The organism is Amycolatopsis sp. NPDC051758, assembly GCF_044453095.1.
Lineage (GTDB): Bacteria > Actinomycetota > Actinomycetes > Mycobacteriales > Pseudonocardiaceae > Amycolatopsis.
Genome location: NZ_JBITCJ010000006.1, coordinates 419982 through 438092, shown reverse-complemented (window position 1 = coordinate 438092; position 18111 = coordinate 419982). Strand labels below are relative to the sequence as shown.

Sequence of the window (18111 nt, the reverse complement as noted above, 5' to 3'; positions counted from 1 at the left end):
CGTGGACCTGAACGCGCTCAAGCAGTTCCTGGTGGTGGCGCGGCTCGAGCACCTCAGCCGCGCCGCCGACGAGCTGCGGGTTGCCCAGCCGTCGCTGAGCCGCACCATCGCCCGGCTGGAGAGCGAGCTCGGCGCGCCGTTGTTCGACCGGGGCGGCCGTCTCCGGCTGAACGACGCGGGCCGGCTCTTCCGCGACCACGTCGAACGCTCCCTGGGCGAGCTCGACGCGGGACGTCGCGCCGTCGCCCAAGGCCTGGGTTCGGTGCGGCTGGCGTCGGAAACCTTCCTCACCCTCACCGGGCCGCTGGCGGCGTTCAAACGGGTCCATCCCTCGGTCGAGGTCGAGCTCCAGTGGTCGCCGGCCGACGACATGGGTCGTCGCCTGCGAGCCCAGGACGTCGATCTGTGTGTTGCCTCGCAGCCGATCCACGCCGAGGGCCTGGAGTCGGTGCAGCTGTTCGAGGAGGCGGTCGGGGTGGCCGTGCCTCTCGGCCACCCGCTGGCGGATCGGACGTCGGTGAACATCGACGAGCTTTCCGGCGAGCCGTTTGTCACCGCCCGGCAAGGACATTGGCAACGCCGGCTGCTCGACCGGCTCTTCACCGCGCGGGACCGCACGCCGAAGATCGTCTGCGAGGTCGACGAGCCCACCGCGATCGCCGACCTGATCGGCGCGGGCCTCGGCATCGGACTCGTCCCCGGCTTCGCCCGGCGGATGAACACTCCGCTCGTCTGGATCGCCGTCGACAACCCCGGATGCCGTCGCACGATCACCCTGTCCTGGGCCGCGGACAGCCATCTGTCCGCAGCCGCGCGCCTGCTGCGCACCACGATCACCGGCTGGGACTGGCCCGCCTGACATTCCGGCGGGCCGCTTCGTCGTACCTGTACCCGCATCGGAACAGGAGAACGATGACCAAGATCGGAATCATCCTCGGCAGCACCCGTCCCGGCCGCAGAGGCGAGCAGGTCGCCCGGTGGGTCCACGACCTCGCGTCGCAGCGAGGCGACGCCGAGTTCGAGGTGATCGACCTGCTCGACCACCCGTTGCCGCACCTGGACGCCTCGACGCCGGCGTCGATGTCGGCGGGCCGCCACGAGCACGAGCACACCCGGGCCTGGGCGGAGACCGTCGCCTCGTTCGACGGGTTCGTGATCGTCACGCCCGAGTACAACCACTCGCTCCCCGGTGTGCTCAAGAACGCCCTCGACCACGTGTACTACGAATGGAACAACAAGGCGGTCGGGTTCGTGTCCTACGGCGGCGCGGGGGGCGCCCGCGCGGTCGAACAGCTGCGGCTCGTCTGCGGGGCGCTGCACATGGCCGACGTGGCGATGCAGGTCGTCCTGCCGCTGGCGACTGAGTTCGAGAACTTCACCACGCTCAAGCCGGGCGACTACGCCGTGACCACGTTGGGCACCATGCTCGACCACGTCGTCGCCTGGAGCGCCGCCCTCGCGCCGCTGCGGGCGACGTCCGATCAGCTTGAGACGGACGAAACCGCGATCAGGCGGCAGATCTCCGGGATCGTCGAAGGCATCGGGGCCAAGGACCTCGACGGCCTGATGCGGCACTACGCGGCGGACGTCGTGTCGTTCGACGTCGAGCCGCCGCTGCAGCACGTCGGCGTGGAGGCGAAGGCGAAGAACTGGGCGAAGGCGTTCACGTTCTTCAAGGACGTGTCCTACGAGGTCCGCGACCTGACGGTCACCGTGGACCGGAACGTGGCGTTCGGGCACGCCTTCGGCCGGCTCAGCGGCACGCTGGAGGAGGGGACGGCGACCGACGGGATGTGGGTCCGGGCCACCTTCTGCTTCCGGAAGATCAACGGCGAATGGCTGATCACGCACGACCAGGCGTCCGTCCCGTTCGACATCGTGAGTGGCCGGGGCGTGGCCGATCTCGAACCCTGACGAGCCGGGACGCTCCGGTCGACGCCGACCGGAGCGTCCCGACGAGTCACGGGCGGCCGGCTGTTTCGATAAGCAGTTTCGCGGCCACCGCCGCCCCATCGGTCTGGATCGCGGCGGCGACTTCCTGGGCCCGCGCTCGGGTTTCGGAGGCCAGGGCCGTGGTCAGCGCGGCGGACAAGGACTCGACGGTCGGCGCCGAACCGTCGTGTGCGGCGCCGATGCCCAGCTCGGCCACCCGCCCGGCCCAGTACGGCTGGTCCGCGATCCGGGGCACGACCACCTGGGGCGCGCCGGCTCGCGCGGCCGTCGTTGTGGTGCCCGCGCCGCCGTGGTGGACCACGGCGGCGACACGGCGGAAAAGCGCCTGCTGATTGACCTCGCCGACGACGAAGCAGTCGTCGGCGTTGTCAGCCAGGGCCAGCTCCGCCCAGCCGGAGCCGAGGAGAAGACGGCGGCCCTGCGCACGGATCGCCTCGATGGCGACCTGCGCGATGCCCTCCGGCGCGTACGCGGCCATGCTGCCGAAGCCCACGTACACCGGCGGTTCGCCGGCGTCCAGGAACGTCGTCAGCTCGTCCAGGAGCGGCCGGTCGTCCGGCAGGATCCACGCCCCGGTCGGCACGAGGTCGAGGTTCGTCATGCCTTCGGACGGACACAGCGTCGGGTCCGCCGCCAGCCACGGCCGGTCGGTGAAGACGTGGTCGCGGACGTTGTCCACCGGCGGCAGGCCGAGCGCCTCCCGGCCGCGGTTGAGCGGCGGGCCGTACAGAGCGTCGACGCGCTGGGCGTCGTGCTCCCACAGCACCCGCTTGTCGGTCTCGTCCGGTGGCGACGGGGTGCCCGGCCGCATCCCGGGCGGGAAGACCGGCGACGGCAGGCCGTGAAGGTGGAAGCTCGCGTACACGTACGGGATGCCCCGCTTCTCGGCCACGTCCCGCGCGCCGGCCGGCAGGAGGCCGGTCGCCAGCAGCACGTCACACCCCTCGGCCGCCGCATCGAGCGCCTCGAACCGCGCGTCGACCAGCGCGGCTGCGAGCCGGAACGGGTCCGGCCGCTCGCCGCTCACCACCGCACGCACCGACTCTCCGAACGGCACCAGCGGCACGCCGGCCCGCTCCAGCAATCCCACAAAATCCTCGTCCGGCGGCGCGCACACCAGCGCCTCCGCACCGAGCTCCCGCAACGCCACGGCGAGCGCCGCCAATGGCTCGACGTCCCCGCGCGAACCCCACGTCGTCAACAGAACACGCACTTGGTGAATCCCCGTTTCCCCTGGCCCTGGCTTCGGACGGGCCATTGTGGAGCATCACCCCGGCCTTGCCGCAAGCCCCGGTGTCGGCTATACCTTGAAGGGGGCGGGGGAATCATTCGAACGGGGCTTTGGCCGAAAACTGACCAGGCGCCGGCGAACTCAGCCGACGGGCTCGCCGAACCAGCGGGCGAGGTGGTCGTCCAGGTCCTGCTGGTCGTCGCCGATCCAGGCGACGTGGCCGTCGGGGCGTAGCAGGAGACCCGGAACATCCAGGTCAGCGGTGGGATCCGCGAGGTGGTCGACCCGGTCCGACCAGCCGCCGGTCGTCAGGCGTTCGGTGCGGTCCAGCAGCAGGCCGCGGCCGCGATGCAGCTGACCGTAGAGGCGGCCGGTCTTCACGTCGATGTCGCGCAGGCGGCGGCCGAGCAGGTCGGGCCCTTCGCCGAAGTCGTAGCGGATGTCGATCGCAGTGATCTTTTTGATCAAATAGCGGTTCACCTCGTCGAAGTCCATCAAATCGGTGAGCAACCTGCGCACGGCCTGTGAGCCTGGTTCCGGGGACGACAACTCCATCTGCGCGCGGGTGTTGTCGAGGACGTCCTCGGCGACCGGCCGACGTTCGGCCTGGTAGGTGTCCAGCACTGCGTCCGGTGCCCGGCCGCCGACCTGCGCGGCCAGCTTCCAGCCGAGATTGACCGCGTCCTGAACGCCCAGGTTGAGGCCCTGCCCGCCGGTCGGCGGGTGGATGTGTGCCGCGTCGCCGGCCAGCAGCACCCGCCCGATTCGATACCGTTCGGCCAGCCGGGTGGCGTCCCCGAACCGCGACAACCAGCGCGGGGAGTGCACGCCGAAATCGGTGCCGGCGACGGCACGCAGCTGTTGCCGAAAATCGTCGAGGGTGGGCGGCTCCGCGCGGTCGCTGACCCCGGCCGCGGGGACGAGCACGCTGTAGACCCCGTTGCCGAAGGGCCGGAGCCAGAATCGGGTCTCGCGGATTTCGGCCACCTTGGCAGCGACCTCCTCCGGCGGCACCCCCACTTCCATCTCGCCCATCAGCGTCTCGGTCCGTGCGGCCTCGCCGGGGAAGCCGACGCCGAGCAGTTTCCGCACCGTGCTGCGCGCGCCGTCACAGCCGACGAGGTAGCGCGAACGCAGCCGTTCCCCGTCGGCCAGCTCGACGGTCACCCCTTCGTCGTCCTGCTCGAACCCGGCGACCGCGCACCCGCGCCGGACCTGCGCGCCCAGCTCGACCGCGTGTTCCTCGAGCAGTCGCTCGAGGACCGGCTGCGGGATGCCCAGCAGATAGGCGTACGCGGAATCCAGGCCCTGGGGCGCCGGTTTGGGGATGGCGGCGAAGAAACCGGCGGCCGGACGCTGTCTTCCGTGGACGAGAAAACGGTCCAGCAGCCCGCGCATCGCCATCAGCTCGAGACTGCGGATGTGCAGACCGACGATGCGGACGAACGAGACGGGCTCGGTTTCCTTCTCCAGAACGAGTACCCGCAGATCGTGCAGCCGCAGTTCGGCGGCCAGCATCGCGCCGGTCGGCCCGCACCCGGCGATGATCACGTCGAACACGGAGGGCGAAGAGTCCATGGTGGTGCCTTTCGGGAGTGCCTGGTGGTCGAGGCGCTCCCGGCGTGACACCTACGTCAATCGCCCGACCGTGACGGCCAGGGGGAGCACCCACAGCGCTACAGCGTTCATGGGTCTCACCTCCTCGGGCGGTGTCACGGTCGGCTGCAAGCTACAAGGCTGGCTGCCACCCCGTCCAATCCTTTTCCTGGCCGTCTTGCCCCGAAACGACCACGGCTCACGCCGTCGGGCGGCCCGCTCCCGCGTAGTCGTCGCCGTCCCTGCGGTACGAGTGCACCTGCACCGCCTGGCCGGTCTGCGGCGCGTCGATCATCTGCTGGTTGCCGATGTACAGCCCGACGTGGTGGATCTTCGTCGCCGGCTCGCCGTAGAAGATCAGGTCGCCCAGCTGCGGATCGGTCACGTGCGACACGCTCCGGAACTGCGTGTCGGCGGTGCGCATCAGCTTGATCCCGGCGCTCGCGTACGCCGCCGTCGTCAGGCCGGAGCAGTCGAAGCCCGGGTCGTTGCCGCCGGTGCCGTTGCCGCCCCAGATGTAGGGGAGGCCGATCTTGTCGATGGCGAAGTTCACCGCGCTCAGCACCGCGGCGTTCGGCGCCGCCGAGCCCTGGCCGACCGTGCCGTAGACGTTGACCGTGGCCAGCGTCCGGTGCAGGAACAGCGGCGCGGACTGCAGCGTCGCGACCGAGTCCCACCAGACCTGGCCCTGGGACAGGTCGTGGCCGCCGTCGCACAGCGCGCGGCCGGTGGACAGCGCGGCGTCGTCGATGTTTTGGACATCGGGCTTCCCGCCCGAGTAGCTCGCCTGGTACTTCGCCCAGATCGACGGCGACAGCTGCATCGGCCCGGCGGCGTTCGCCGTCGAGACGACCTTGTTGTAGAAGTCGCGCACCTCGATCGTGCCGAGCGGCTTGGCCAGCGCGCCGGTGGTGCCGTATTGCCCGCCCTGCGCCCGGCCGTGGTCGGAGGTCACCTTCCCGACCGCGGCCAGCGTCACCCACGACAGGTGACAGCCCGGGATGTCCTTGCCGATTTTTGTCGTCGCCTTCGCGTAGCCGACCATCGCGCGCAACGGGACGTCGAGCCACTGGCTGGTCTTGGACGCCCAGGCGTCGAACTCGCTCGCTTCCGGCACCTTCGGCGGCGCGGACGTCTGCGGCGGCGTGGTCGTTTTCGGGACAGAGACCGTCGGCGTGACCGTCGCGGCGGCGTTCGTCGTCTCCTGTTGCTTCGGCGCGAGCTGGACGCCGGCCACCAGCGCGGCGGCGACCACGACCACCGCGGCCACCACGACCGCCGTCTTCCGGCGGCGAGGCTCGGGCGTAACGGGCGTCTCCTCCGGCACGATCTCGGGCTCCTCGCTCACCGGGCGGCTCCGGTCAGCCGGTCGAGGACGAAGCCGCGCAGGCCGTCGAGGTCGGTGTCCATCGCCACCTCGATCGGGCGGCCGGGGGAGAACTGCGGATCGTCTTCACCGAGCCGTCGCCGGTCGACCAGCGTCTGCCCGCGTGCCGGGCCGAGGCCGCAGTCGACGTCGACGCGGTAGGTCTCGGTGTGCAGGATCCCGGGCGAGATCGCCTCGGCGACCGCGACGGCGTCGTGCATGACCATCCGGTCTTCGCCGAACACGCGTGTGTAGTGCTGCCGGTAGGTGGAGGTGAGGCCTTCGAGCGTCGCGCCGACCGGCCCCGATGCCGCGAGCTTCGCCAGCCACTCGCCGTCGACCGCGCAGCGGTGCGTGAGGTCCAGCGGTACCAGCACCGCCGGGACGTCCTCCTCGACCAGCACCCGGCGGGCCGCCTCGGGGTCGCTCCAGATGTTGAACTCGGCGGCGGTGGTGCTGTTGCCGAACGTCACGCCGCCGCCCATGATCACCAGCCGCGCGATCTTCGCCGCCGCGCCCGGGTGGGCCGCGAGCAGCGCGGCGATGTTCGTCAGCGGCCCGATCGGCGCGATGGTCACCGGCTCGTCGGACGCTTCGAGCAGGTCGAGCATCAGCCGGACGGCGTCGCGCTCCTCCAGGGGACGGCTCGCCTCCGGCAGTGTGTAGGAGTGGCCCGACAGGCCGTCGCCGCCGTGGACCTCCTTGGCGTCCCGCGGCTTGGAGTACACCAGCGGCCGCGCCGCCCCGGCGGCCACCGGGACGTCCGTGCGGCCGAACAGCTCCAGCAGGCGTCGTGCGTTCGAGGTCGTGCGGTCGATCGGGACGTTGCCGAACACCGACGTCACACCCAGCAGGTCGACGTCCGGGGACAGCGCCGCCAGCGCGATCGCCAGCGCGTCGTCGACGCCCGGGTCGGTGTCGATGATCAGCTTCGTGCCCATCCAGCTCCCCTTGCCCGTGAACCCGTCCCGCACACAGGTTACGGTCACCCGCATGACGTCGATGTGGGGTGCGCCCGCTCTTTCGCGGGTGCGAGCCTGGCGGCAGGCGCGCCGCGATCCGCGACAGGCGAAGTTCCTGACCGCCGACTCGCTGCGCTGGGTGCTGCGCAACCGCGCGTACACGCCCTGGTACCTGGTCCGGTACTACCGGCTGCTCAAGTTCCGGCTCGCCAACCCGCACATCATCCTGCGCGGGATGCTCTTCCTCGGGAAGGACGTCGAGATCCACTGCCGGCCCGGGTACGGGCGGCTGGAGATCGGCCGCTGGGTGCACATCGGCGACGGCAACGCCATCCGCTGCCACGAGGGTTCGCTGCGGATCGGCGACAAGTCCGTGTTCGGCCGCCAGAACGTGATCAACTGCTACCTCGACATCGAGCTCGGCGCGGCCACGCTGGTCGCCGACTGGGTGTACATCTGTGACTTCGACCACGTCATCAGCGACATCCACGTCCCGATCAAGGACCAGGGCATCGTGAAGCTGCCGGTCCGGATCGGGCCGGACACCTGGCTCGGCACGAAGGTCAGCGTCCTGAAGGGCACCCGCATCGGCCGCGGTTGTGTGCTGGGCGCGCACGCGGTCGTCCGTGGTGACATTCCGGACTACTCGATCGCGGTCGGCGCGCCGGCTCGGGTGGTTCGTAACCGCGAAGACGACTACGCCGCCGATGCCGCGCGCCGCGAGGCCGTCGCGGACATGGCGCGGAAGGCGAACAAGGCGCTGCAGAAGACTCTCGGCGAGCAGTAGAACTACTCAGGTTTCTTGTCCTCCGGCCGGACATACTGGCCGCGTGGGGGAACTCCGGACCGCGTGGTCGTCGCTCGTGTTGGCGCTCTGCGCCGTGGGCCTGGTGCTCGTCGTCCCGCTCCTCGTGCTTCAGGGTCTCCTGCAGAGCATGCCGGTCTTCGGCACGAGCTCGCACGAGGGTGACGGCTACCTGACCTGGGCGGCCTGGCTCGGCGCCGGGCTGCCGCTCGTGGGCGTGGTCGTTTCGGCGACCACGCGCCGGCGCGGCTGGACCTGGTTCTTCGGGATCTGCCTGACGCTGGCCGCCGCGGTCGCGGCGTTGAACTGGGCGGACGACGTCCGGCACGCCCCGCCGCCACCGCCGGAGCCGCGCCACTGCGTCGAGCACAGCGGCGGCGGCAACGAATGCCCGGGCGGCTGACCTACTCCTCGAACGTCATCTCCGGCGGCGGCCGCCGGAAGCCGCGGGTGATCGCCGCGAGCACGACGATCCCGATCGCCAGCCAGACCAGGCCGAAGATCAGCGCGATGCCGTCCAGGTTGACCAGTAGCCACAAATCGACCACGGCACCGATCACCGGGAAGACCACCCAGGTCAGGGCCCGTTTCCCGGACCGGTCGCGCAGCCAGGTGGCGAGCACGCTGACGTTGACGAAGGTGAACGCGGTGAACGCGCCGAAGTTGATGAACGACGTCGACGTGCTGACGTCCAAGGACAGCGCAACCAGCCCGACGAGCCCGGTGAGGACGATGCCGAACACCGGCGTCGCGAACTTCGGCTGCAGCTTGCCGAAGACGCGCGGCAGCACGCCGTCGCGGCCCATCGCGAACATCAGCCGCGACGCGCTCGCCTGCGCCGCGATCCCCGACGCGAACTGCGCGACGACCAGACCGGCGAGGAAGAAGGACGCGAACAGGTTCCCGCCGATCGTCGTCGCGATTTCGAACGCGGCGGACGACTCGTCGGTGAACGTGCTGCCGGGATGGGCGAGCTGGGTGAAGTAGGCCAGCACGATGAAGATGCCCCCGCCGATCAGCGCGGTCAGCAGGATGGCGCGGGGGATCGTCTTGCGCGGTTCGGTCGTCTCTTCGGTCAACGTCGTCACGGCGTCGAAGCCGAGGAAGGAGTACGTCGCGAGCGCGGCGCCGCCCGAGATCGTGCCCAGCGTGCTGCCCGGGTGGAAGAACGGCTGCGTGCTCGCCAGCGGGTCACCAGCGTGCAGCACCTGCTTGACCGAAAGAACGACGAAGAAGCCGATCACCAGCAGCTGGAAGGCCATCAGCACGAAGTTGGCCTTCTCGGCGATCTTGATGCCGAGCACGTTGAGGATCGTGGTCAGCGCGATGAAAGTGATCAACCAGATCCAATTGGGCACCCCCGGGAACTCGGCCGACAGATAGGCGCCGCCGATCAGCCAGATCACCATCGGCAGGAAGAAGTAGTCGAGCAGTACCGCCCACCCGACCAGGAACCCGGCGCGCGCGTCGACCGCTTTCCGGACATAGGTGTAGGCCGAGCCTGCGACGGGGTGCGTGGCGGCCATCTTCCCGTAGCTCGCCGCCGTGAACAGCATCGCGACCAGGGCGAGCAGGTACGCCGACGGCACGGTGCCCTCGGTCGTCGTCGCGACGATGCCGAACGTGCCGAGCACGATCAACGGCGCCATGTAGGCGAGCCCGAAGAGGACGACGCCGGGCAGGCCGAGCCGCCGCTGCAGGGCGGCCGGGGCCGCGGCCGTGGAGGTCATCGGTCGTCTCCTTCTTGTGGACGCCAGCGGTCCGGGTCGATCCGGCCTTGGTAAAGCGGCAGCTGCAGGGGTGCGTCGGCGGGCGTGAACTGCTCCCACATGCGGTTGGTGCCCGCGGTGCCGTCGCGGCGAACGCGCGCCACCTCGTCGAGGTCGATCGTGTGGGCGAGGACGCCGTCGCCGGATCCCGGCAACGCGGCGAGGACGTCACCTTCGGGCCCGACGAGCAGGCTGTCGCCCATGCCGAGCGGCCCGGCCGTGTTCACGCTGGCGACGAAGACCTGGTTGACGATGGCGTTCGCCCGGGCCAGGACGAGTTCCTGCGCGCGGTCGGGTGTTGTGGTCTGCACGGGGTTGAGCACAACTTCGGCCCCCATCCAGGCGAGGTGCCGTGTCACTTCGGGGAACCAGGCGTCGTAGCAGATCGAGAACCCGACGCGGCCGGCGTCGGCTAGATCGGCGACGACGAAGCGATCACCCGGGTCGTACGGCTCGTGGGGCCGCCACGGGAAGACCTTGCGATACCAGCCGGCCAGCTCGCCTCGCGGGGAAAACACCAGGGCGGTGTTGAAGAGCTCGCCGTTGTCGCCTTTTTCGCAAACGGTGCCCGGGGCGAGCCAGATCCCCAGGTCTGCGGCCAGTTCACCGAGCTCTTTCGCCCGAGGTCCGTGCAGCGGTTCGGCGGCGTCGCGAAGCTGCTTCGTGCGCTCGTCGCCTTCGCCGTCGACGCCGCAGAGGTGCAGCTCGGGGAAGGCGGCCAGGCGCGTGTCCGGAAAACGGCGAAGGACCGCCTCGACCTCGCCCGCGAACCCGCCGTCGCCGACGGGTCGGGGCGGCGCTTGCACCAGAGCGATCGGCAGGGGTCGCGGCATGGACGAAAAATAGTCCATCTTGAACACTTAAACAAGAGTGCTCAGGATGAGCAATTTGTGCGGTACGGTCGGTTCATGGCGACCGCAGACCTGAGCGCGCCCGCGTTGACCGGCATCCGGCGGCTGTCCGCACTGGACACCGTCCGCGCCCGCATCGCGCTGGCCGTCGAGCTAGGGCTGCTGAAGCCGGGGGAGCGCTTGCCGGCGAACGGCGAGATCGCGCGGGCCCTGGGCGTCGCGGAGATCACCGTCCGGCGAGCACTTGAGTCATTGGCCGAAGATGGCCTGATCGAGCGCCGCCGCGGCCGCGGCGGCGGGACGCTCGTGGCCGAAAACCCGCCGGCGGAGCAGGTCCGCGAGGTCGGCGCCTACCGCGAGTCGGCCGCCGAGGTTCGCGAGCTGATCGACCACCGGCTGGTGCTGGAGGTGGGGTTGGTCCAGTTCGTGGCGAAGCGGTCGCCGGACCTCGCGCGCCTGCGGACCCTGGTCGCCCGGATGGACACGGCGGCGGGCTGGGCGGAGTTCCACGAGCTCGACGCGGAGTTCCACCGAGCCGTCGCCGATCCCGGACCACGGGCGGCGGTCGGGCAGTACGAGGTGGTGCTGGCCGAGCTGTACCGCTTCTACCTGCCGTACCCGATGGAGAAGCTGCGCCAGTCGAACCGCGACCACGGCCGCCTGGTGAAGGCGCTGGCGGCCGGCGACCCGGACGCGGCGGCGCGGGTGACGCGGCGTCATGTGCGGGGTCTGCACGAGACGATGTTTGTGGGTTTGAGCTGATGCGAGGCTTCGTGGTCCGAAACTCGACCACGGCCTGCCTGGTGGAATCTTGGCGTCGGCGACCCGGACGCGGCGGCGCGGGTGACGCGGCGGCGTGTGCGCAGTCTGGGTCAGACGATGTTGTGGGCTTGAGCTGACGTAAGGCTTCGTGGTCCGAAACCCGACTAAAGCCTTTCTAACCTCGGCTGACTTGCCGAGACGCCGATGTTCGAGTTCGCCGCGCCGCCCGAAGAACCTGACAAGAACGCCGACCACGGCTCCGGCCTGACCCGCTCCGACTCCTGGCCGTTCGGCGGTGATCATCGGCTGATCGGCCGATCTCCGCCCCGCGCGCTCCCCGAGATGCTGGGCGCATGTCGATCACCCGGTTCGCCGTTCCGTTGCTCGCTGCCGCGGCGCTGCTCCCCGCCGTCCCTGCGGTCGCCGCCGCTGACGGGCTCTCCTGGCAGCTCTGCTCCGCCGTTGCGAAGGGGTGGGATTCCGGCGACACCCGGACCGAATGTGCGCAGGTCCCGGTCCCGCTCGACTATGCCGATCCCGGTGGTCGGAAAATCGACATCGCTGTCAGCCGCATCCGGGCGACCGGGGAGCGGACCGGTGCCGTGCTGCTCAACCCCGGCGGTCCCGGGCAGTCCGGCCTCGACATGCCTCGCGCCATCGCCGACAGTCATGCAGGTGGCATCGGTGTCCACCACGATCTTGTCGGCTTTGATCCACGCGGTGTCGGCTACAGCGCCGATCTGCCGTGTGCCGTCGACGTCCAGGAACCGGACCCGGGGGTGCCCGACAAGGAGAAAGCCCGCGAAGCCGCGGAGCGCGCTGCCGAGGCGAACCGCAAGTGTGTCGACGCGCATCCCGCCTTCGTTCGGAATCTGACCACGCCGACCATCGCCCGCGACCTGGACCGCACCCGCGTGGCGCTGGGCGAGGACAAGATCGGCTACTACGGCGTCTCGTGGGGCACCGCTCTCGGCGCGCAGTACCGGACGCTCTTCGACGGGCACGTCGACAAGATGCTGCTCGACTCCGTCATGCCGCCGGACCTGAACGTCACCTCGATGGACGACGGCCAGGCGACCGCGGGGGAGAACACCTTCCACGACTTCGCGTCGTGGATCGCCCGGTACGACGCCGTCTACCGTTTTGGGACCACGGAGCCCGTTGTTGCGAAAGCCCTGCTCGACCTGCGGGCCGAGCTCACCGCGCATCCGCGGGGCGATGTGGACGGCGCGGCCGTGAACGGCATGCTCGCCAACCCGCGTCGCGAGTGGGCCGGCTTGGCCAAGCAGCTCGCCGAGATCCGCGACGGCGGAACAGCTTCACTCGATCGGGTGGAGAAAACCGGCGGCCTCGGCTGGGATGGCGAGCCGCACGCCTTCAACCACTTCCAGCAGACAGCTCTCCTCTGCAACGAGTCGCCGAGCCCGCGGGACTTCGAGACCGTCTGGCAGCACCGCGTCGACCGCATGAAGCGCCTGCCGGTCGCCGGGGGCTACGGCCTCTACGAACAGCTTTGCATCGGCTGGCCGCTGGCCGCCCGGCCGTGGTCGTTCGAAAACGGGACAAGCCCGTTGCAGCTGGTCGGCCACGCCTACGAGCCCGTCACGCCGATCGGCTGGGCGCTCGCGATGCGGCAGCGGGTCGGCGGTGCGCTGATGACGATCGAGGACGACGTCCACGGCTCGCTGTCGTCACTGCCCTGCGCCGACGCCGCTGTCACTTTTTTCGACACGGGCAAGACGACGTCAGCGACCTGCGCCGGAGCGCCGATCCCAGCACCGTAAGCCGCAAGACGGAGGTCAGATGCGGGCGCGCAGCTGCTCCCGGACCTCCATCAGCGCGAAGCCGAGCAGGTTGAGCCCACGCCAGTAGTCCGGCTTGGACGCGTTCTTCTCCTCGCGGGCCAGGCCGGTACCCCAGACCAGGTCCTTCTTCGACGCCTCGACCAGCACGGCGTCACCGGTCCCGAGCAGGAACCGGCGCAGGTCGCGGTGGGCGCCGAACTTGGCCAGGTTGCCGTCGACGACGATGTCGAACCGGTGCCGCTCCCAGACGGCGGCGTCGTAGTCGGCGACCTCGCGGCCGAGCACCTTCGCCGTCTTCGGGTCGGGGGCTTCGCGGATCAGCTCGGCCTTCTCGTGGTCGCCGAACAGCTCGGCCTTGCCGGCCATCATGTAGTGCTCGGCGGTCGGGTAGACGACGCCGTCCACCTCGAACGGGTCGAGCCACCACTGGCTCAGACAGCTCGCCGTCACCCGGCCGGACTTCGAGGGCGTGTGCCCGTAGAACAGCAGGTACTCGGGCTCCGCACCCTCGTGGACCTTTTCGCGCAACGCCTCGACACTGCGGATTCCGTCGACCTTCACCATCCGCCTAGTCCACCACAACCGTCACAGCAGGAAGTGGAACAGGGGGCTGCCGGGCTCGATCCGCTCCACCTGTAGCGGGCTCGCGTCCATCCTCGCCAGCAGCCCCGGGAGGTCGGACGACCGGGCGATCTCGACGCCGACCAGCGCCGGGCCCATCTCGCGGTTGGTGCGCTTGACGTACTCGAAGCGCGTGATGTCGTCCTCGGGCCCGAGCACCTGCTCCAGGAACCGCCGCAGCGCGCCGGGCTCCTGCGGGAACCCGACCAGGAAGTAGTGCTTCAGCTCTTCGTGCATCAGCGAGCGCTCGAGGATCTCGCTGTAGCGGCTGACGTCGTTGTTGCCGCCGGAGACCACGACCACGACGGTCTGGCCGGGCTCGACGTCGACAACCGTGCCGAGCGCGGCCGCGGCGAGCGCGCCCGCGGGCTCGGCGATGATGCCGTCGGACTGGTACATCGCGAGCATCTCGGTGCACACCGCGCCTTCGGCGACCGCGGTCAGCTCGGCGCCGCTCTCGCGGACCAGCGGGTAGGTGACGCTGCCGGCGATGCGCACCGCGGCGCCGTCGACGAACGAGTCGAGCTCGGGCAGCCGCACCGGGTGGCCGGCGGACAGCGCCGCGGCCATGCAGGCCGCCCCGCCGGGTTCGACGCCGACGATCCGGACTTCGGGGTGCCGCTCGCGCAGCCAGCTGCCGACACCGGCGAGCAGCCCGCCGCCGCCGACCGGGACGACCACGACGTCCGGCACGAAGCCGAGCTGCTCGATGACCTCCACGGCGACCGTGCCCTGGCCGGCGACGGTACGGACGTCGTCGAAGGCCGGCACCAGCGTCGCGCCGGTGCGCTGCGCGTCTTCGTTGGCGGCCGCGAAGGCGTCTTCGTACGTTTCGCCGACGACGATGACCTCGATGTGCGCGCCGCCGAGCGTCGCGATGCGTTCGCGCTTCTGCCGCGGCGTGGTCCCCGGGACGTACACGCGGCCGTTCGCGCCGAGCCGCCGGCACGCGTACGCGACACCCTGGGCGTGGTTGCCCGCGCTGGCGCACACGACGCCGAGGGCGCGGGTCGCCTCGTCCAGCTGGACGATGAAGTTGTAGGCGCCGCGGATCTTGTACGACCGGACGGTCTGCAGGTCTTCGCGCTTCACCCAGACCTGGGCGTCCACCCGGGCCGACAGCCGCGCGCTCGGCTCCAGCGGGGTCCGGGTCACCACCCCGGCCAGCCGCTCGGCGGCCTTCTCGATCGTCGCCGCGGTCACCGTGTCGATGTCGTGCACCCGGTTGAATGTACGACTCGCGGGTCCCGGGCAACCGGCCGGGCCTCCGGGCGCATCAAAGGGGTGTCGAACAGGATGGGGGACGCCGATGGACGCCGGTTTCACGGACTTCGTGACGGCACGGACCGGCTGGCTGCGCAAGGTGGCGTACCTGCTGTGCGGGGACTGGCACCGGGCCGACGACCTGGTGCAGTCGTCGATCACCCGGCTCTACGCGAACTGGTCGCGGGCGGCCCGGGCGGACAACCTCGACGGGTACGCCCGCCGGACGCTGGTCAACACGTTCCTCGCCGAGCAGCGGACGTCGTGGTGGCGCCGGGTGGACCTGCGCGGCACCGACGACGACCCGCCACCCGTGGCCCGGGCGGACGTCGAACTGGCTCTCGACCTGCGTGCCGCGCTGGAACGGCTGCCGGCGCGGCAACGCGCCACCGTCGTCCTGCGCTACTTCTGCGACCTGCCGGTCGCGGAGACCGCGCGGGCGCTGGGGTGTTCCGAAGGCACCGTCAAGAGCCAGACCGCGAAGGCCGTGGAAACGCTGCGCGAGCTGCTGCGCGAGCCGATCAGCATTCCGGAGGGACGAGCATGACCGACCACGAGCTGGCCACGATGTTGAAGGAGCTGGCCGACGGACCCGCCCCGCCGTCGCAGATCGACGTCGACCGCGCGCGCCGGGTCGGGGGACGCCGTCGCCGCGCGCGGACCACCGCGCTGGTCGTGGGGTGCGCCGCCGTCGTGGCGGCCGGTGGTGTGACCGCTGTGTCGCTCTCGCGCCCCTCGGTTCCCGCGGCCACGGACGCCGTGGAGACCGCGCTCCCGCCGACCCCGGATCCGGCCCATGACCCGATCGTGGCCAAGACGGGCTTCGGCTGGCTGCCGGAGCAGATCGCCGGCGTCGGGTACTCCGTGGGCGCGCACGGTGACACCACGGAGGCCATCGGCCGGGGCGAGCAGCCGCCGGAGATCTCGTTGTCGGTTTCCGGCCAGGAGCCGCCCGTGCCGGGTGAGCTGGGCGACCAGGCGACGCGGATCCCGGTCCGGATCGGTGACCGCGACGGCTACTGGCTCACGAGCTACGCGAACGACCCGCTCAACCACGGCCGGAGCCGCCTGCGGTGGCGGACGCCGGACGGCCGGTGGGCCGAGCTGCTCGCCTTCCACCTCACCGGCCCGGACCGGCAGCAGGTGCTGGTCCGGGTGGCCGAGCACGCCGTCTTCGCGGACCGGCCGGTGCCGCTGCCGCTGCGCATCGCCGGCTTGCCGGAGACGTTCCGCCTCGAGGACGGCTTCCTGACGCGCCGCCCGGACACCGATGGCGTCCCGTGGCGGGTGATCCTGGCGTACACGTCGAACGGGACGCACGCGACGATCACCGTCTCCGTACCGGGTGGCCGGAAAACCGACTACGGCTCGCCGCTCTGCGCGAAGGGCAACGGACTGCAGGCCTGCGTCGGGGTCGACCAGCCGCAGGCCGCGGGCATCACCGCGCAGGAATTGCTGAGCCGCATCACGCTGCTCGGCCCGGACGAGTCGAAGTGGACCACGCAGGTGATCGGGTGATCAGCCCTTCGGCACCGCGGGGTAGGGGACGAAGGTGCTGGTGTTCTCGTCGACGGTGAGCTGCTTGCCGATCGTCGGGAACGCGCGCTGGGAGCACGCCGGGCGTTCGCAGACTTTGCAGCCCATCCCGATCGGCGTCGCCGCGGCGGGTTCGTCGAGGTCGAGACCGGTCGAATAGACGAGCCGCCCGGCGTGCCGCAGCTCGCAGCCGAGGCCCACGGTGAACGTCTTTCCCGGGCTGCCGTAACCGCCGATGTTGCGTGACACCGTGCGCGCGATCCAGAAGTAGCTCTTGCCGTCGGGCAGCGTCGCGATCTGGGTGAGGATCTTGCCCGGCTGGGTGAACGCCTCGTAGATGTTCCACAGCGGACAGGCGCCGCCGACGCGGGAGAAGTGGAACCCGGCCGCGGACTGCCGCTTCGACATGTTCCCGGCCCGGTCCACGCGCACGAAGGAGAACGGCACCGCGCGGTGCTTGGGCCGCTGCAAGGTGGACAGCCGGTGGCACACGGTCTCGAAGCCGACGCCGTAGTGGTCGCACAGCCGCTCGATGTCGTAGCGGAAGCTCTCGGCCGCGGCGAGGAACGGTCCATAGGGGAGGATCAGCGCCCCGGCGAAGTAGTTCGCCAGGCCGACGCGGGCGAGCGAGCGCGCCGCCGGGCCGGAGAACGCCCAGGAGTCGGCCAGCTCGGTGATCAGGTCGTCGTACTCGAGCAGGGCGATCTGCGAAGCCATCCGGAACGCCTGCTGCCCGACGCGCAGGCTCGGTGCGAGCCGCAGCACCCGCGCCACCGGCTCGTAGCGGTGCTGCTGACCGGCGGATTCGTCAATGCCATCGCTGGTCACGTCGACGCCGTAGCGCTGCGAAAGGCAGTCCTTCAGCGCGCTGAGCACCTGGCCGCGCTGCAGGGGGATGTCGGCCGCCATCTTCTCGGCGCGCTCGTCGAGTTCGGCGACGTAGTTCTCGCGCTCGTAGAAGAAGTCGCGGACCTCCTCGTGCGGCAAGGCCGACGCGGCGCTGCCGTGCAGGCCCAGGCCGTTTTCGGTGGTGAGCGCGGCGGTGTTCTCGACGGCGTGGCGGTAGCTGCGGTGCAGCTTGACCAGCGCCTGGGCGATCGCCGGCAGGTTCGTCGCCAGCTCGTTGAGCTCACTGGTGGTGACGTCGACGCCGAGCGACTCGTCGAGCAGCGCCTCCTTGACGTCGGCGACCAGCCGGGAGGTGTCGTTGTTGGCGAAGAACTCGGTGTCCACCCCGAACGCCTGCGTGATCCGCAGCAGCACCGGCACGGTCAGCGGGCGCGAGTTGTGCTCGATCTGGTTGAGGTAGCTGGGTGAGATCTCCAGCACACGAGCGAGGTCGGCCTGGCTCATCGCCCGGCTTTCGCGCAGATGACGCAACCTCGCTCCGGCGAAAGTCTTCTCCATTCGAGCCCACCTCTCCGGAAGGTTTCCGGTCCTGAACGGTTACGTGAACGGTCAAGAACGCGGATTTTCGGTGCGGTTGCGAAACCGCGATTCGCAACCTTTGCAAGGAGCGTACGGACCCTTCGCACAAATTGGCAAATTGGACAGCTGGATCGGATTTCCCCTGCCATGCAAGGGTCAGATC

17 protein-coding genes are annotated in these 18111 nt (G+C 70.3%); 8 read left to right on the top strand and 9 right to left on the bottom strand.

Features of this window, described 5'->3' with window-relative positions; all coding sequences use genetic code 11:
- Position 1 precedes the first annotated feature (1 nt).
- Entirely contained in the window at positions 2 to 859 is an 858-nt protein-coding gene (locus ACIA5G_RS29305) for a LysR family transcriptional regulator (protein ID WP_395928835.1), read from the top strand.
- Positions 860 to 912: 53 nt separating this feature from the next.
- Positions 913 to 1914: an NAD(P)H-dependent oxidoreductase gene (locus ACIA5G_RS29300; RefSeq protein ID WP_395928833.1), complete on the top strand. Its 1002-nt coding sequence runs from the start codon at positions 913 to 915 to the stop codon at positions 1912 to 1914.
- A 46-nt stretch (positions 1915 to 1960) separates the two neighbouring features.
- Here the strand turns inward: ACIA5G_RS29300 and ACIA5G_RS29295 are convergent, their stop codons facing one another.
- From ACIA5G_RS29295 to ACIA5G_RS29280, 4 genes are all read right to left on the bottom strand, one after another.
- Positions 1961 to 3166 carry a glycosyltransferase gene (locus tag ACIA5G_RS29295; protein ID WP_395928831.1) on the bottom strand — a complete coding sequence of 402 codons (1206 nt, stop codon included), beginning with the start codon at positions 3164 to 3166 and terminating at the stop codon, positions 1961 to 1963.
- Positions 3167 to 3325: 159 nt separating this feature from the next.
- A complete protein-coding gene (gene rox, locus ACIA5G_RS29290; RefSeq protein WP_395928829.1) occupies positions 3326 to 4762 on the bottom strand; it encodes a rifampin monooxygenase in 1437 nt (478 codons plus the stop codon).
- Positions 4763 to 4979: 217 nt separating this feature from the next.
- The gene (locus tag ACIA5G_RS29285) at positions 4980 to 6107 is read right to left on the bottom strand and encodes an NlpC/P60 family protein (RefSeq protein WP_395929272.1); all 1128 of its coding nucleotides are present in this window, start codon (positions 6105 to 6107) and stop codon (positions 4980 to 4982) included.
- Positions 6108 to 6124: 17 nt separating this feature from the next.
- Complete coding sequence (locus ACIA5G_RS29280; protein WP_395928827.1) at positions 6125 to 7087, bottom strand: nucleoside hydrolase; 963 nt, start codon at positions 7085 to 7087, stop codon at positions 6125 to 6127.
- A 52-nt stretch (positions 7088 to 7139) separates the two neighbouring features.
- On the opposite strand from ACIA5G_RS29280, the gene ACIA5G_RS29275 reads away from it, so the two are divergent.
- Both ACIA5G_RS29275 and ACIA5G_RS29270 read left to right on the top strand, forming a co-directional pair.
- Positions 7140 to 7895, top strand: coding sequence for an acyltransferase (locus ACIA5G_RS29275; protein ID WP_395928824.1), 756 nt, complete (start codon positions 7140 to 7142; stop codon positions 7893 to 7895).
- A gap of 43 nt (positions 7896 to 7938) precedes the next feature.
- Complete coding sequence (locus ACIA5G_RS29270) at positions 7939 to 8316, top strand: hypothetical protein (RefSeq protein WP_395928822.1); 378 nt, start codon at positions 7939 to 7941, stop codon at positions 8314 to 8316.
- Position 8317: 1 nt separating this feature from the next.
- Here the strand turns inward: ACIA5G_RS29270 and ACIA5G_RS29265 are convergent, their stop codons facing one another.
- Positions 8318 to 9643 (bottom strand): APC family permease, encoded by a 1326-nt coding sequence (locus tag ACIA5G_RS29265; protein ID WP_395928820.1) that lies wholly within the window; start codon positions 9641 to 9643, stop codon positions 8318 to 8320.
- Positions 9640 to 10515 (bottom strand): carbon-nitrogen hydrolase family protein, encoded by an 876-nt coding sequence (locus ACIA5G_RS29260; RefSeq protein ID WP_395928818.1) that lies wholly within the window; start codon positions 10513 to 10515, stop codon positions 9640 to 9642. Before ACIA5G_RS29260 ends, ACIA5G_RS29265 begins: the two co-directional genes overlap by 4 nt.
- A gap of 75 nt (positions 10516 to 10590) precedes the next feature.
- Between ACIA5G_RS29260 and ACIA5G_RS29255 the strand changes: the two genes are divergently transcribed.
- Positions 10591 to 11295 (top strand): FadR/GntR family transcriptional regulator, encoded by a 705-nt coding sequence (locus ACIA5G_RS29255; protein ID WP_395928816.1) that lies wholly within the window; start codon positions 10591 to 10593, stop codon positions 11293 to 11295.
- Between the two features lie 353 nt (positions 11296 to 11648).
- Positions 11649 to 13079, top strand: coding sequence for an alpha/beta fold hydrolase (locus ACIA5G_RS29250; protein WP_395928814.1), 1431 nt, complete (start codon positions 11649 to 11651; stop codon positions 13077 to 13079).
- A 15-nt stretch (positions 13080 to 13094) separates the two neighbouring features.
- On the opposite strand, the gene ACIA5G_RS29245 is transcribed toward ACIA5G_RS29250, so the two are convergent.
- Positions 13095 to 13664, bottom strand: coding sequence for an NADAR family protein (locus ACIA5G_RS29245; protein ID WP_395928812.1), 570 nt, complete (start codon positions 13662 to 13664; stop codon positions 13095 to 13097).
- A 21-nt stretch (positions 13665 to 13685) separates the two neighbouring features.
- On the bottom strand, positions 13686 to 14942 hold the full coding sequence (gene ilvA / locus ACIA5G_RS29240; protein ID WP_395928810.1) for a threonine ammonia-lyase IlvA: 1257 nt from the start codon (positions 14940 to 14942) through the stop codon (positions 13686 to 13688).
- Positions 14943 to 15030: 88 nt separating this feature from the next.
- On the opposite strand from ilvA, the gene ACIA5G_RS29235 reads away from it, so the two are divergent.
- Both ACIA5G_RS29235 and ACIA5G_RS29230 read left to right on the top strand, forming a co-directional pair.
- Positions 15031 to 15531, top strand: a complete 501-nt coding sequence (locus ACIA5G_RS29235) for a SigE family RNA polymerase sigma factor (RefSeq protein WP_395928808.1) — start codon at positions 15031 to 15033, stop codon at positions 15529 to 15531.
- Complete coding sequence (locus tag ACIA5G_RS29230) at positions 15528 to 16502, top strand: hypothetical protein (protein WP_395928806.1); 975 nt, start codon at positions 15528 to 15530, stop codon at positions 16500 to 16502. The genes ACIA5G_RS29235 and ACIA5G_RS29230 overlap by 4 nt, the downstream gene beginning before the upstream one ends.
- On the opposite strand, the gene ACIA5G_RS29225 is transcribed toward ACIA5G_RS29230, so the two are convergent.
- Entirely contained in the window at positions 16503 to 17927 is a 1425-nt protein-coding gene (locus ACIA5G_RS29225; RefSeq protein WP_395928804.1) for a short-chain fatty acyl-CoA regulator family protein, read from the bottom strand.
- Positions 17928 to 18111 lie beyond the last annotated feature (184 nt).